Raw genomic sequence first — 15,043 nt, 5'->3', positions numbered from 1 at the left:
TCTGGTGCACGTCACATTTCTGAGAAATCGAAGCACTGAATTTCTAATTTGACGACATATCACCACGGGTAAATTTAAAATTGCTTCACATGCAGCATAGCCAAACACAATAAGTCATAGTCAGATATATCACTTCCCTCACGTATTCACGCGCTGAGATAAAAAAAATTTGAAACTACGAGGCAACGCTGCATTTGTATGCAGCGTTGTTGTTAGAAATAAGCTTCTATTGAGATAGTTCTAATGGGAAGCCCCCACAGCTAATGGTATAGGGATTAATTTGGATTCTTTCGAAATGATCTATATAAATTTAATGTGCCGCCCCAAAACACACCAGCAGTGAACCCATTTAAAAGACCAAAAAGAAGGTTAAAATCAAATGCATGTTTCAAATCAGGTTTAACATTGAGAAAAACAATCAATGTGAATTTGATGACAAAAGTGATAAGAATAAATATCAGCGTCAACGGTGTACCAGGCCGAATAATGAGATCCGTTCCCTCTTTGATTTTTAAACGCGGAGTGGCACGCCAGAGCAACCAGCCAACGCCAAAGCCGATCATCAGCCCCACCAACATTGAGACTGCTCCCCAGAGCGGGAACGCCAGCTTGTTAATCACATCGCTTGCGCCCAAAAAAAGAAAGACCACCGGCAAGAGAAAAAGGCGGTAAACTCCCATTTCCCTATCTTTCAATGCGATTACTCCCCACGCAATGAGAAAAATAAGCAACCCCCAGACCCATAAAGGGGTTCCAGTCAGAATATTAAACAATGACATATTATGCTCCATGATGTTTGACGCGATAAAAATATTGCATGATGTTAGGAAGATATTTAGAAAAAAGAATACCAGCACAAATTAAGCCCATAGTGCCCCACCAAAGCTTGGGGGGGGGGGGGCCATGCAAAAAAGTCACGAGAAGACCATTGGCAAAAAAGATGATGACCCAAATCCATGTAATATATTTATTGATGAGATAAAAAAGGATATGTTTGCGTTTTTCTTCAGAAATACCAGCATGAGCATAAAAAATAGTAAAGGGTTTCTTTACCAGCAAGCTCATCAATGAAACCAGAGCAAGTGACAGATAGCAAAAAACTGTGGGGTAGTTCAATAAAAGTGTAGACCATCCAGCGAAATAATTAACAAACAGGACAATAACTGTCAGAATGTTCGTAATCATCACGGGCTCCCCCTGTTGGACAATTTTAATCTTCACAGCAATAATGGACAATAAAATCACAGTCAAGATAATAGAGCGTTCGACCAGAGTTAAAATGTTTCTATTGATAACCCAAGAGTAAATACTCCCACGGAATAAAAGAGATTATTATGTTAACATGGTGCATCCCCCTTGCAATAATGCGTTACCGCCGCCTCAGCTTTCCGGCTTCAATCTCATGGAGGATAATAGAAAGGAGGGACACTAGAAAGCGTAGATAGCATATTGCAGGCTCCCATATGCGTGGGGTCAGTGGTCCCCCCCGATTAGTGCAGAAATGACGTCTCTCTTGGTACTGCACGCGTTACATCGGTTCGAACGTTCTCATTTTTTCAGAAGTAAAATGCGCGCAAACCAACAGGAAATATTAATGTTCTCAGCAAGTGTCGCAAACCGCGCTGAGATCACTGCTAACTTTGAAGGCCTGCCAAGCCCCACCGAATAAATAATACGTGCGAGGCCAACGCACTTTTGTCTAAAGAAAGACTTTTAGGCTAACATAGCTCAAATTAACGCAATAAACTCACCGTATATGTCCCTACACCTAATTACGATGCCTCTAGGCCACTGCCCTTGTATTTAGAAAGTACAGGGTTCTCTTTCGCACCTACAAGCGCTGCTTAAATTGGTCAACCATTACAGCTAAGCTGCGAGACACGCTTAGCATCACCGCGGCTCATGGCTCTAGGCACCTAGTTAACATAATCTTTAGTAAAAAAGCCACGATAAGAATAAGGGTAGCGAATAAAGGTATATAGCTGTACGATAAAAACGATCCAACCACCCCCCCCAATAAGGCGCCTAATGCACTTCCAAGATAATTACAAGAACCATTAAGCGCTAATACAGCATTACTATGTTGTGGTTGATAGGATAACAAACTATGCTGTTGCGGCGCCAAAGAAGCCCACCCTGTCATCCCCCAAACAAACAACGGGAAAAATAAAATGCTGTGCAAATATTGCGCGAAATACAACGAAAAAATCGCCATGGCCATGAATGCAAGAAGCGCTAATAATAAAGGCGTACCTTTCGTTTTATCAATTAAATAACCGATAGAAAAACTCCCAATAACGCCACCTGCACCCCAAACCCAAAAAGCGGCAACCATGTCGAGATTAGGAACAGATCTTGCAATAATAGGGATCATATAAGTATATGCGCCTAAGCTCGCAATCGCTGTCAGAAGAGTAATAAAAACTGTAATAAAAACTCTTTTATCTGCTAAGACCCGTATTCTCTCTTTTACAGACGCTGGCGCAGCAATTGCAAGCCGTGGCACCCCCCCGCCAAAGCCCAACAAAAGCTATTATTGAAAATAAAACCACCAACCCAAAGCTGGCACGCCAGCTAAAATAATCGCTAATCAGCAAACCAAGCGGCACGCCTAACACTGTCCCACAACTCATACCACCAAGTGTCATGCCTAATGCGCGCCCCTTCTTCTCAGCACATACGAGATGCGTAGCAGCGACCATAGCTATAGGAGAAAACAAACCAGCCCCAAAGCCAGCAATAGCACGAGAGACAAGCAACATCGGATAGTTGACAGAACACGCGCTTACACCATTAGCAACAAAGAAAACGAGCAGTGCATAAAGCAGAGTTTTTCTTGCCTCTTTCATTGCAAAAAGCAGAGTAAAAAAAGGGGCAGAAAGCGCATAACAGAATGTAAAAATTGTCACAGCTTGCCCTACCGCGGCTTCACTCAAATCAAAGCTGACGGCAATTTTGGGAAGAAGACCGGCAACAACATAAGCATCCAAACCTAATGCAAACATAGCCAGCGAGATAAAAAGAATTTTAAACATGGCAACCTTCTGACCTAAGAATTATGGTAATCAATAACCCTTTTTTGTCCCTTAACTGAAAAAATAGGCGCCCTGTAACGACCTGAATAACTATTTATGTCATTGAGCATTTTTTGTAAGTCAATCGCTGCACCGAGGTCAGCAAATTCAACAACTGGTTTTTTACCGCTATAAACAAAATTTACCACATCTTCTACTTGCCTCATAAGCTTTATAATCTGATGATCTGCCGCTCCTGAGGCTGAACCAACGACGCGTTCCTCTAATAACGGTGCGCATTCCTTATCCTTTTCCCAAATTTTGATATAATCGTGATCCCAATCGGGGGCAATCATATACAACACGCGCAAAGACAATTCCTCCTTCCCACCCCTGAATATAAAACTTAATGTTCTTTTTGTGATTCATTCACAAAACTGCTGTAACCCATACAAACTTCCTCCGCACCTAATTGAGCGAGTATGAAAGCACTATCTAATTTGAACGCAGATCCAACAGCAAAGTCAGACATATAATTTCCTTAAAGCGCCTTGCCCTCCCAAACATACCAAGGTATTATTGCCGGAGAAAAACTCCCTGCTAAGAGGCTGATAGTGTACCCCTTAGCAAGGTCTTTACCTTGTTAATAAAGCCAGGTTAAACAACAATTTCACCACTTAGAGCGAACACAATCCCAAACAGCTTTAGCAATACCCGCGGATGCACCACGGACCCCGGCTACTATTGCTCCAGAAACTACCCCTCTTGGGGTGGCTGCTCTAGACTTTAGGATAACCCAAAGAACTACATCAAAAGCCCGTCAATATTCCAACACCGTACAAACCACCTGAATGTGAACTTGAACTTCCCATTTATTTTGTCCAATTTTAGTGTATAAACAAATCCTCCCAAGGCTACTTATGTCCCCGCGCCCGAACGGTTTACCTATAATCAGCCACCGAAATATCCCTGGAAATATGAATGCACTTTCATGCAAGTTCATATTTATAATATATAGTTGACGAAATCTAGGTTATTACGTCAAAAATATGGCATATATTAGTAAATTTATGCTTACTTATTTTATGTTCTTAAACTTAGTAGTTTATATTATGAACAATAATAATGAAAGTAAAATAAGATTTTCTTAGTTTACAAAATATACTAAAAATATATAAATATAATGATAGAAATATTTATTTTTGCAATTACAATCAGAATCATAGATTTAGTTAACCCATTTATATTTCAAGCGATTATTGATCGTATCATTCCGTTTTTGGAAAAATTTGAGAAAGATCATCCGCGCAAGGTTTCTGCTCCATGATGGTTCACATGCAAAAAAGCCCGCCAAGCGCGGCTTTTAACCACGCAAAAAATCGTCAAAAATTAAGAATTAGAAAAGTTGGAAAAGATAAATGGTACGGTTGGTGGGATTTGAACCTACGACCTCTGGTGCCACAAACCAGCGCTCTAACCAACTGAGCTACAACCGCATAAAAGAAAATCTATCATAACTGTTCACGATTTTGTAAACATTTATTCTCTGCTTATGTGACATAAGGAAGATCAATAAAGTTTGCAAGCCCCTTAAGAAAAATCTTACAATTTTTTGTGAAGAAAAAATGTTTTTTACAAAGAAAATTTTGCCCAATGCTCAAGACCATGATCGCGATAGCCTTGTATGTTGTCAACACCATCTTGTTGCATCATCTGCAAAATCTCTTTCAGAATAGTTATGACAAGATTTGGGCCTTCATAAACCATTCCACTATATAATTGAATCAAATCTGCGCCTGCTTTTATTTTTTCCAAAGCGGTTTCAGCATTCTTTACACCGCCAACGCCGATAATTGCAATCTCCTTTCCTAACTTTTGACGCATTTTTGCAAGCACAATCGTAGAACGCTCAAAAAGTGGACGCCCAGAAAGTCCCCCCTCTTCATTTCGGAAATGTACATTATTAAGTCCTTGGCGTGAAAGAGTCGTATTGGAAACAATAAGACCATCAAAATCAGAATGCTGTATTTCTTCAGCAATATCATCCAATTCTTTTTCTGATAAATCTGGTGCAATTTTTAAAAAAAGTGGAATCGAAAATCCATGCTTTTTCTCTTGCTCCTTTCGCGCTTGTGAAATGGCATTCAACAAAAGATGCAAACTATCACGAGTCTGTAAATCGCGTAAACCTGGTGTATTAGGAGAAGAAATATTAACCGTAAAATAATTCGCAACATCATAAAAATGAGCAATGCCAACAGTATAATCGTCAATCTTATTAACCGTATCCTTATTGGCTCCAATGTTGACCCCTACAACACCAGTTTTTTGACATATTCGTAGTCTATCGTAAACAACTTGATGCCCGTCATTATTAAAACCCATTCTATTAATAATTGCTTCATCTTCTTTTAAACGAAAAAGCCGTGGTTTAGGATTGCCAATCTGAGGTTTTGGTGTCACTGTTCCAATTTCAGTAAAACCAAATCCTAAACGAAAAATTTCATTAACAACCTCTGCATTTTTATCAAAACCCGCGGCAAGACCGATAAAGTTTTTAAACTCAAGGCCTGCAATATTTACACACAATCGCTTATCAACAATCTTTTGACAACCGTTTAATCCACTTTTTAATCCGACAATCGCTAAACGGTGCGCATGCTCTGGATCCAACATAAATAAAGCAGAACGGCCAATACAACGAAAAAAACTCATCAATCCTTCTCCACAACATAAAAATGATCCATCACACTTCACATACACCTTTTAACACAAAAGATCGCTAAAAGAGCATATCATTCATATAATACCCCACCCTTTCATAAGAAAGCTTATCACCTCATCGGCATTCACACGAATTTTTACGGAACCTGAATAGAAAATAATTTTCTCTTTTCACAATTGTTAGTAATTAAATATGTTTGTAAATCCTAAATCTTATAAAATATGAAATGCCCATATGACGTATGACTTGAGATATCAATAGCTCTTCAACAAACTACGATCTTATCTCTTGCAAGCAAGCTCATAATCCCTTTATAAAAGAAAATGATCTCTATTCCCTAAATTCCTTGGTATAATATCGTTTTCAACAGAAAAAAAGGTTGCTCCATAAAGCTGTTTTTCTCCTAGCATTGAGAGTAAATAGTTCGTAAAATCATCTTACATTCATACCATTGTTGCGCCATTTAGCAGCGTAGTATTCAACCGTTTGTAATATATTAATAAAATTTTGAAGAATCTGTGTTGTTACCATTGCTGGTGCACAAAATACAGTTTTGCATCTATCGATGCTTGGTCTAACATACAGTTTAAGTAATGACAGTTGATCATTAAACATACACTTATCGTACTCGCGCCTTGTAAACCAAAACGATCTTGTAAAACCTATATCTCTCATATTTATCAACTGATAAAATATGTCTCCAATGGGAGGCAAACCCTTCATATAAAACAGAACTCCACATTGGATTGATAATTCTTTCTTTAAAGAAATATTTTTTAATGCTGTTCACCCTATTTCACGATACCATCCGTGATTGGATATAACGATAAAGCCCTATAAAATACATAAAACTTATAGAGCACAAGCATCTTTACGCTTATGGCACAACAAGCCAGCACTATCACACATTTTGCTTATTCTGAATATTTCTACAACTCTTAGTACTTGAGACGATTGATAAGAGGAATTTTATTTCTTTCGTGTTTTTTACCAACGTACCAGCCCTGTTTATGACATGCAAGTATTTGATTTTTTTAATGAAAGAGACTGTAATGGAGAAATTTTACGATATTCAACGTTATGATTTAAGTTAAAAGGGATGATTTATCATCATAAATCAATGCGTCATTTTCTGTTAAAATTATAATCATTTTCAACCTATGCAATAAAGTACAAATAGCTTTTAGATAAGCTTATGCTCCTCATTTCTCTATCGCTTGCTGAGTTAAGAGGAGGCAAACTGTAAGTTTTATGCCGCTTCATCGATCCATTTGCCCATCAGAGCTGAAACATAATTTTTTTATTCTCAATTCTCTTTTTATACCAATATATAATACTTTATTCACGAAGCTTCCTGAAAGAAGATACCGTTTTTATCAAAAAAGCTCCTCTATGAGAAATATGTATTTCAAATAGAATTCATAGAGCTATTTATTAAGCCGCATAAAGTTATTGGAAAATAATATTAATGTTGTAGTATAATTCTGAAGATAAAATCTGCCCTTTCCTTTTTCATCAAAAGCGGTAAGTAAATTACCGTATATCGCTTACATAAAGGGGAAACCGCAATGCTTAAAGAATTTAAAGAATTTGCCCTAAAAGGTAATATGATTGATCTTGCTATTGGTGTGATCATCGGTGGCGCTTTTGGTAACTTGGTCAATTCAGTGGTCAATGATATTTTTATGCCAATCATTGGGCTTTTTACAGGTGGAATTGATTTTTCTAATATGTTTATTCAACTTGCTGGCGAAAAACAAGCGACTTTGAGTGCAGCCAAAGCAGCAGGAGCAACTATTAGCTATGGGCACTTTATCACTTTATTGATCAATTTTCTCATTATTGCTTGGGTTCTTTTTTTCTTCGTTAAAGCTATGAATAAAATTCGTAGAAAAGAAGAAGGAGAAAACCCCAAAAAAACCTCTTCAGAAGAACAACTTTTAACAGAAATTAGAGACCTTCTAGCTAAGAAAAAGTAAATTTATACAAGATTTATATCATGGAACACGAGGAAAAAACATTTCCACAGTTGTTCCATGATTGGGTTTTGAGAACAATAAAAATTCTCCCCCTCTTTCTTCCACCATTGCCTTACACATAGGAAGTCCTAGGCCTGTACCCATAAAAGCACTGTCACCAGATCGACCATCTTTGCGCTCTACTTGACCATAAGGTTGTAGGGCCTGTACAATCTCTTCTTGGCTCATTCCTATACCATTATCACTCACTGAAATTTTTACGCGTTCTTTTCTGTAAGAAACATGAATAATAATCTGACCACCCAAGGGGGTAAAACGAATAGCATTGGAAAGAAGATTCCATATAATCTGGCGAAACATTTGTTGTGATACAGGAATAAATGGAACATGTGGTGGAGCAACAATGCGCATGATAATACCATTATGATTGGCTTGAGTTTCAAGAAAAGCTATCGTTGCACGTAAACAAGATATCACATCAAATGTTTCAGAAGTAAGGGAAGAATTACTCTGGTTATCGGAACCAGAGTAATTGATCTTTGAACATTCTAGTAATTGGTTAATGAGTGATAATATATGTTTTCCAGAGGAGATAATATCGCGTAAATATCCATGATAACGCTCATTTTCTATCGAACCAAAACGGCCCTCTCTCATAATTTCTGCAAAACCAATAAGAGCATTCAAAGGTGTCCGTATTTCATGAACAACTCCGACGATTTTATTCTCTTCTGCTTTTTTTTCTTCTGATAGAACTGTTTTTGTTATATCACGCAACATAACAGCATAATTGCCTTGCTGTGCCAAAAATACAATCGTTATAAAAACAGTTCTATTTTTATGACTTTTCGTCATTAAATCAGCTGTTTCACTGCATTTTAAAATCTGATTTTTTTTCTTTATACGGATTAATTTAAAATATTTTTCAACCAAAAATCGACTTGGCAAAGTAAAGAGTGAAGAGAGTGGTTGTCCTCGTAGTTCATTTATTTCATAACCCATTAATGCTAAAGCAGCCTTACTTGCTGATTGAATAAAGCCTTGTTCATCTAACCATAAAACACCATCTGTTGCTGTATCCAACAATGATAAAACTGCAGCGGGTTCTTTTATGAGCACTTGTTCTATAGCATTTACTGGCAATGTTTGTGGATGTGGTAACTGAATAGTTGTTTCTTCAACAAAGTTTTCTTCTTTTACTGATGAGTTCAATTCATCACGTAATTGCTCTGCAATCTCACGAAAAGCTGAGCGCTCTATCTCCGTAAGATGCGGCATTTCCGTCGCCAGATTTCCATCTCTTTTTTCTTGAACTTTTTCTTGTATTTTTAAAATCCCAAAACCACGAAACCCCTTAAGTTGCTTTTTAACATCAAAAATTGGCAAAGCCGACAATTCAACATCAAGCCATTTTGAGCAACCATCAACAGGCCATTGAACAATCTCTTTACTCCACGGCATAGCTGCTTCAATAAAACGACTGAGAACCAGATATCGATCATCATTAAATTGATAAGCAAGCTCATGAAAACTACATCCTAAAATAGAGGAAGAGAGAGGCCCAACAACTTCAGCTAACTCTTTTGAAACTTCACAAAATAAACCGTTGCAATCAATTTCCCATGTAAAAGGCCGAGGCAAAAGCTCTGGTGTAAAACAAAAAGCTTCTTGCTTACATTCTAATCCACTTGTACTTAACTCATCTGCTTTTAATGACATAACTAAAACTAAAAAGTGTTGGATTAACTCTCAAACGAATAATGCTAATTTATTTAAAAATACCTGCTCTCGTTAAAAACTTGATATCTCATTATCAATTATCTGTAGCAAAATTTTGACTGTTTCACCAACAAAACAAGAGTAAAAAATCTTCCAACACTATTACTTGTTTCCCTATTGTTGTAATAAAGCTTGTTACAAAGAAAAATGCCCCTCACATAAAATAGTAACTCCCAAAAGAATGTACTTATTTCATGTACTCATACACCTGTCTTAAAGAAGCACCTTGTTCCAAGCTTATTTTATTATGGCGGCATCGGTAATGTTGTAATGTAAAGACCTCATAAAGAATAACACAGCATTATGATTTTACCTTTTTATTCTTCTAAAAGAGCTCGCTCGCACTATTATTATACTCGCCCAGTCCATAATATATCCAATAGTTTTTGTATTGGAAAATGTTCATAAGAGGTATTTTTATTCCTTTTAAATATTTTTTTATCCTCCACCGCTTCTACTATGAAGTACAAAACGATTTTGATTGTTTCAATATAAACAGACTTGAGACGAGAAAATTTTACGATACTTGAGGCTTTTATTCAATAGGAATAAAGATAAATTATCTTTGTAATTCAATATATTATATTATTAAAATCAGAAGCTAAAAAAATAAATAAAGATTCTCGTAAAAACACCTTATCTTACGCAAAGACATCCAATAATCATAAATTCGTAGCGTTTTAAAGCATCCAAGATCTTTGGAGACTCTTCTTATGATGTTTTCCAGAATACTTTAAAGACCCTTTTTCATTAAAACCACTACAGAAAAAAACAAAAATCATCTGTTTTCTCATCAAAGATTTATTTCATTTATTCACATTCAAGACCCTCGAGAAATGTTACAAACATCTCCCCCCTTTTGTATCAACTTGTTCTTCTCATGAGCCATTAAAAGGTTGCTTTATTATTCTCTACTCAATTTTTTTAATAGGGCTCTCAAAAAATAAATAGATGGTCAGATCTGACTTAAAAAAATAAAACACACATTCGCTCTTTAAATAATGACTATCTGACATTTTAAAAATCGTATATTTTAAATATGCTCATTTATTTTCCTTCATTGAGTAAAATTTCACGTTTTCCAACGTGATTGGCGGCTCCCACAATACCTTTTTCCTCCATACGCTCAACAAGAGAAGCTGCTTTATTATAACCGATTGAAAGACGGCGCTGTATATAAGATGTTGAACATTTTTTATCACGCATAACAATCTTTACAGCTTGGTTATAGAGTCTCTCACTTTCTTCATCAAAATTTTCTTCCTCAGAAATTTCAGTCGTCGTACCAGTAGAAACATCATCATTGTTTTCGTCTTCATTATCCGTGACCGTTGCTAAATAATCAGGTTTTCCTTGCATTTTAAGATGAGCAACAATCGATTCAACTTCTTCATCAGAGACAAAAGGTCCATGAACGCGTACAATACGCCCCCCCCCTGCCATATGAAGCATATCTCCTTGACCTAAAAGCGTTTCAGCCCCTTGTTCACCTAAAATCGTACGACTATCAATTTTTGATGTAACCTGAAAAGAAATGCGGGTAGGAAAGTTTGCCTTAATTGTCCCCGTGATAACATCAACAGAAGGACGCTGCGTTGCCATAATCAGATGGATACCTGCTGCACGCGCCATTTGCGCTAAACGCTGAATGGCATTCTCAATTTCTTTCCCTGCCACCATCATAAGATCAGCCATTTCATCAACAATCACGACAATATAAGGAAGCTGTGTAAGATCCATGGCTTCTTCATGATAAAGCATTTCCCCTGTTTCTTTATCAAAACCCGACTGTACAGTACACATGATCGTTTCACCTTTTTGAGCCGCAAGAGCAACGCGTGCATTAAAACCATCAATATTACGCACACCTAATTTCGCCATTTTGCGATAGCGCTCTTCCATTTCTCGAACCGCCCATTTTAAAGCGGTGACCGCTTTTTTAGGATCTGTTACAACAGGTGTTAAAAGATGTGGAATGCCATCATAAACAGAAAGCTCTAACATTTTAGGATCAACCATAATCAAACGACACTGCTGGGGCGTCATCCGATAAAGAATCGATAAAATCATTGTATTAATTGCAACAGATTTTCCTGATCCGGTTGTCCCTGCAACCAATAAATGAGGCATTTTCGCTAATTCGGCAATAACAGGTTCCCCATTAATTCCTTTCCCCAAAGCAAGAGCAAGCTTAAATTCACTTTCACGAAAAGAACGCGTTTGGATTAATTCCCGTAAATAAACAGTTTCACGAACCGCATTAGGCAACTCAATCCCAATAACATTCCGTCCAGGAATGACAGCAACGCGTGTGGAAATAGCAGACATAGAACGTGCAATATCATCAGAAAGATTAATAACACGCGATGACTTTACACCTGCAGCAGGCTCAAATTCATACATTGTTACAACTGGCCCTGGATGGACATGGATAATTTCACCCTTAATGCCAAAATCTTCCAAAACACTTTCCAAAAGTCCAGCGCCACGTTCTAATGTTTCCTGAGAAATCACCGTCCCTTCATGGAAAACAGGTTTCTGTAATAAACTAATCGGGGGAAACTCATAAACATCACAGTCAATAGATTGAATATTTTTCATAAAAGAAGAATTATGATTGCCTAAGGGCGCGCGGGTAGATTGCAATGTTTTCGTTTTATCGCTTGCTTGCATCACAGAAAACTCTTTTGAATTCTTTGTGACATCCTTTGTTTGGCAATCTATAGCATTATGGGCAACAGTATTATGGGGTTCCTCTGTCTCTATAGTATCCCCAGTGTTACTTAATACCTCAGTATCATTTAACATATGAGTGGAATCTTCAACAGAAAGCTTAGAATGATACTCTTTAGATTCCCTTATAGGATCATTACTCGTATTCATTAAATCAGAAATTTGCTCAACGCCTCTCATCCTTTCCGCTGAAGATTCTGATGTAATTGAATCATAGAGTTGCGGAAAACGGTATTCAAGAACACGGTAAAGAGCCGTTATTGAGTCATCAAAGGTAGAAGGGATATCAAGTGTATCATGTTTCGTTTCATTTGTTACATCAACCGGTGTACCATCCTCTTTTGAAGTTTGAGTATCCACAGGCTCAAATATCAAAGACCCACACTCAAAAAATGCATCATCAGAAAGGTGTAGAGCAGGCTTTATTTTTTGTAGCTCATTTTTCACGTATAATTCATGCTCTTGGTTATCTTCCTCAAGGGAAATATTGGCTGATGGTATGCTAATAGCTTCCTGTGACAACTGCTTTAAAACTGTTGAATGACAAACTGAGGTTTTATTCTCTATCGAGAGGGGATTAATGACTTTTTTTGTCGATAGAATATTTGTTGTTTTCTTGTTAAAATGCGTAACATCTGTAATTTTTTTTCGATCTTGCTTCGTAAAAATTTTAAATTGTTTTGCAAAAACTGGATCTGTTTCTATACGACGACGTAAAATCTCAACTTCTGGAGTTCGTGTAAAACGGACATTTTTTCCGAGGGTAAATGCCTTTTTCCACACTTCCGGATAAGGAAATATATCTGTAATCTTAATAGACAAATCTTCTTTTGATGCGCCTTTCGTACCATTATCAGACAAAACAGACGTAGAAATAGATTTTGTTTTCGAATTATGCATGGGAACCCAACAAATTTATAGCAATGAGAAAAATGACCTTTTCAAAAAGAATTTATAGAAGCTATCATATGAAGGTTAATAACCTTTTGCTGATGGTTCCTTTTTAATGAAAAAAATAAGGTCAAAATGCATAATATTTTCTTTTAAAGTGTATGACAGCAATTGCTAAGGTTTATAATGTCCTATCGCGTGTATTCCATTTATTTTGAAAAAACTTCATGATAAAAAGCGTCAAGAAAGTTATCTATACCCCTCTTCGCCTCCCCTTTTATAAAAACGATTAGTCCCAATAATACAAACAGTTATAGAAGCATTGCTCTATTTAACCCCCATATTTGATGATCATAATACAATCTAATTTCTCACGTTTTTATAAGATTATCCTTGTTATCCCCACTTAAAAAGGCTTAGACTAAGATAATCATAGTTACATAAATACAAAATAGAAAAAGGGAGCGAATTATGTTTAATAAACGGAAATTTTATATCAATGGTTTATGGGATAACCCAAGTACGCCTCACGATTTTGACGTCATTAATCCATCAACAGAAGAAGCTTGTGCTGTCATTAGCCTTGGAAGCACAAAAGATGCCGATAAAGCAATTAATGCAGCGAAAGAAGCGCTTCCAAAATGGAAAATAACACCACCAAGCGAGCGCCTTGGATTCGTTGAAAAAATTTTAGAGATTTACGAAAAACGTTCCAAAGACATGGCTAAAACCATTTCAATGGAAATGGGAGCACCGATTGATATGGCGCTTAATGCGCAAACCGCAACCGGCAGTTCCCACATTCGTGACTTTATCAAAGCTTATAAAGAGTTTTCATTCCAAGAAACTTTAATAAAGGGAAATGAACACGCAATCCTTCACTACGATCCTATCGGCGTCGTAGGATTAATTACGCCATGGAATTGGCCCATGAATCAGGTAACTCTTAAAGTTATCCCCGCTCTCTTGGCTGGCTGTACCATGGTGCTAAAACCCTCTGAAATTGCACCTCTTTCTGCTATGCTTTTTGCTGAATTTTTAGATGAAGCCGCGCTTCCTGCCGGTGTTTTTAATTTAATCAATGGCGATGGTGCAACTGTCGGCTCTTACCTTTCAGCACATCCTGATCTAGAAATGATCAGCTTTACTGGTTCAACCAGAGCAGGAAAAGATATTTCTAAAAATGCCAGTGCTACTTTAAAAAGAGTCTGTCTGGAACTTGGAGGGAAAGGCGCAAATATCATCTTTGCTGATGCCGACTCAGATGCTATTCAGCGTGGTGTAAGACACTGCTTTTATAATAGTGGACAAAGTTGTAATGCACCGACTCGCATGCTTGTGGAACAAAACATCTATGACAAAGCCGTAACAATAGCCAAAGATATTGCAGAAACAACAAAAGTAGGACCAAACTGGCAAGAAGGTAATCATATTGGACCTGTCGTTTCAAAAAAACAGTATGACAAAATTCAAGATCTTATCCAATCAGGAATTGATGAAGGGGCAACTCTTGTTGCAGGGGGAACTGGTTTACCTATAGAGATGGAACGCGGTTATTATGTCCGTCCAACAGTCTTTGCTGATGTAAAACCTCATATGCGTATTTTCAAAGAAGAGATCTTTGGTCCAGTTCTCTCGATTCTTTCCTTTAGTACAGAAGAAGAAGCCATCACTTTAGCAAATGACACTGAATATGGTCTTACAAACTATATTCAATCACAAGATCGCAACAAATGCCGTCGTATTGCGGCACAAGTACGATCCGGTATGGTGGAAGTTAATGGACATGGATTACCTGATGGAAGCTACTTTGGAGGTGTGAAATTCTCTGGGCGCGCTCGTGAGGGGGGGCATTGGGGAATTAAAGAATTTCTCGATAGCAAAGCAATTTCGTACTGGTAAAATCTTATTAAAGACTTAAT

The 15,043-nt window shown here is 37.3% G+C and carries 11 protein-coding genes and 1 tRNA gene; 2 read left to right on the top strand and 10 right to left on the bottom strand.

Going from position 1 to position 15,043, the window contains the following annotated elements; genetic code table 11:
• Nucleotides 1-275: 275 nt before the first annotated feature.
• From D1092_RS00955 to D1092_RS00925, 8 genes are all read right to left on the bottom strand, one after another.
• The gene (locus tag D1092_RS00955; protein WP_120121785.1) at nucleotides 276-779 is read right to left on the bottom strand and encodes a DUF6622 family protein; all 504 of its coding nucleotides are present in this window, start codon (nucleotides 777-779) and stop codon (nucleotides 276-278) included.
• 1 nt (nucleotide 780) lies between these two features.
• Nucleotides 781-1,185 carry a hypothetical protein gene (locus D1092_RS00950; RefSeq protein ID WP_174767353.1) on the bottom strand — a complete coding sequence of 135 codons (405 nt, stop codon included), beginning with the start codon at nucleotides 1,183-1,185 and terminating at the stop codon, nucleotides 781-783.
• Between the two features lie 715 nt (nucleotides 1,186-1,900).
• On the bottom strand, nucleotides 1,901-2,506 hold the full coding sequence (locus tag D1092_RS10000) for an MFS transporter (protein ID WP_167309292.1): 606 nt from the start codon (nucleotides 2,504-2,506) through the stop codon (nucleotides 1,901-1,903).
• Complete coding sequence (locus D1092_RS09995) at nucleotides 2,442-3,035, bottom strand: MFS transporter (RefSeq protein ID WP_120121783.1); 594 nt, start codon at nucleotides 3,033-3,035, stop codon at nucleotides 2,442-2,444. Before D1092_RS09995 ends, D1092_RS10000 begins: the two co-directional genes overlap by 65 nt.
• Before the next feature lie 14 nt (nucleotides 3,036-3,049).
• Complete coding sequence (locus tag D1092_RS00935) at nucleotides 3,050-3,385, bottom strand: hypothetical protein (protein WP_151030296.1); 336 nt, start codon at nucleotides 3,383-3,385, stop codon at nucleotides 3,050-3,052.
• Nucleotides 3,386-3,420: 35 nt separating this feature from the next.
• The gene (locus D1092_RS09990) at nucleotides 3,421-3,546 is read right to left on the bottom strand and encodes a hypothetical protein (protein ID WP_277623166.1); all 126 of its coding nucleotides are present in this window, start codon (nucleotides 3,544-3,546) and stop codon (nucleotides 3,421-3,423) included.
• 887 nt (nucleotides 3,547-4,433) lie between these two features.
• Nucleotides 4,434-4,510: transfer RNA gene (locus D1092_RS00930), tRNA-His, on the bottom strand.
• A 136-nt stretch (nucleotides 4,511-4,646) separates the two neighbouring features.
• Nucleotides 4,647-5,729, bottom strand: coding sequence for a quinone-dependent dihydroorotate dehydrogenase (locus D1092_RS00925; RefSeq protein WP_120121781.1), 1,083 nt, complete (start codon nucleotides 5,727-5,729; stop codon nucleotides 4,647-4,649).
• A gap of 1,578 nt (nucleotides 5,730-7,307) precedes the next feature.
• Here D1092_RS00925 and mscL point away from each other — a divergent pair.
• Entirely contained in the window at nucleotides 7,308-7,718 is a 411-nt protein-coding gene (gene mscL, locus D1092_RS00920) for a large conductance mechanosensitive channel protein MscL (protein ID WP_120121779.1), read from the top strand.
• Nucleotides 7,719-7,736: 18 nt separating this feature from the next.
• On the opposite strand, the gene D1092_RS00915 is transcribed toward mscL, so the two are convergent.
• Together D1092_RS00915 and D1092_RS00910 are read right to left on the bottom strand one after the other, a co-directional pair.
• Nucleotides 7,737-9,437 carry a PAS domain-containing sensor histidine kinase gene (locus tag D1092_RS00915; protein ID WP_120121778.1) on the bottom strand — a complete coding sequence of 567 codons (1,701 nt, stop codon included), beginning with the start codon at nucleotides 9,435-9,437 and terminating at the stop codon, nucleotides 7,737-7,739.
• A 1,107-nt stretch (nucleotides 9,438-10,544) separates the two neighbouring features.
• On the bottom strand, nucleotides 10,545-13,130 hold the full coding sequence (locus D1092_RS00910) for a DNA translocase FtsK (RefSeq protein WP_120121777.1): 2,586 nt from the start codon (nucleotides 13,128-13,130) through the stop codon (nucleotides 10,545-10,547).
• Between the two features lie 462 nt (nucleotides 13,131-13,592).
• Here D1092_RS00910 and D1092_RS00905 point away from each other — a divergent pair, with 462 nt between their 5' ends.
• Nucleotides 13,593-15,023, top strand: a complete 1,431-nt coding sequence (locus tag D1092_RS00905) for an aldehyde dehydrogenase family protein (protein WP_120121776.1) — start codon at nucleotides 13,593-13,595, stop codon at nucleotides 15,021-15,023.
• Nucleotides 15,024-15,043: the final 20 nt, after the last annotated feature.

Source organism: Bartonella krasnovii (assembly GCF_003606345.3).
In the GTDB taxonomy this organism is placed as follows: Bacteria; Pseudomonadota; Alphaproteobacteria; order Rhizobiales; family Rhizobiaceae; genus Bartonella; species Bartonella krasnovii.
The sequence above is the reverse complement of the archived record's forward strand: the minus strand, read 5'-3'. Positions and strand labels throughout refer to the sequence as shown.

Bases quoted from the DNA above. Each gene is read 5' to 3' on its own strand.
- D1092_RS00915 (WP_120121778.1), bottom strand. From the start codon at position 9,437: ATGTCATTAAAAGCAGATGAGTTAAGTACAAGTGGATTAGAATGTAAG.
- D1092_RS00955 (WP_120121785.1), bottom strand. From the start codon at position 779: ATGTCATTGTTTAATATTCTGACTGGAACCCCTTTATGGGTCTGGGGG.
- D1092_RS00905 (WP_120121776.1), top strand. From the start codon at position 13,593: ATGTTTAATAAACGGAAATTTTATATCAATGGTTTATGGGATAACCCA.
- D1092_RS00950 (WP_174767353.1), bottom strand. From the start codon at position 1,185: ATGATTACGAACATTCTGACAGTTATTGTCCTGTTTGTTAATTATTTC.
- D1092_RS09990 (WP_277623166.1), bottom strand. From the start codon at position 3,546: ATGTCTGACTTTGCTGTTGGATCTGCGTTCAAATTAGATAGTGCTTTC.
- D1092_RS00910 (WP_120121777.1), bottom strand. From the start codon at position 13,130: ATGCATAATTCGAAAACAAAATCTATTTCTACGTCTGTTTTGTCTGAT.
- mscL (WP_120121779.1), top strand. From the start codon at position 7,308: ATGCTTAAAGAATTTAAAGAATTTGCCCTAAAAGGTAATATGATTGAT.
- D1092_RS00925 (WP_120121781.1), bottom strand. From the start codon at position 5,729: ATGAGTTTTTTTCGTTGTATTGGCCGTTCTGCTTTATTTATGTTGGAT.
- D1092_RS09995 (WP_120121783.1), bottom strand. From the start codon at position 3,035: ATGTTTAAAATTCTTTTTATCTCGCTGGCTATGTTTGCATTAGGTTTG.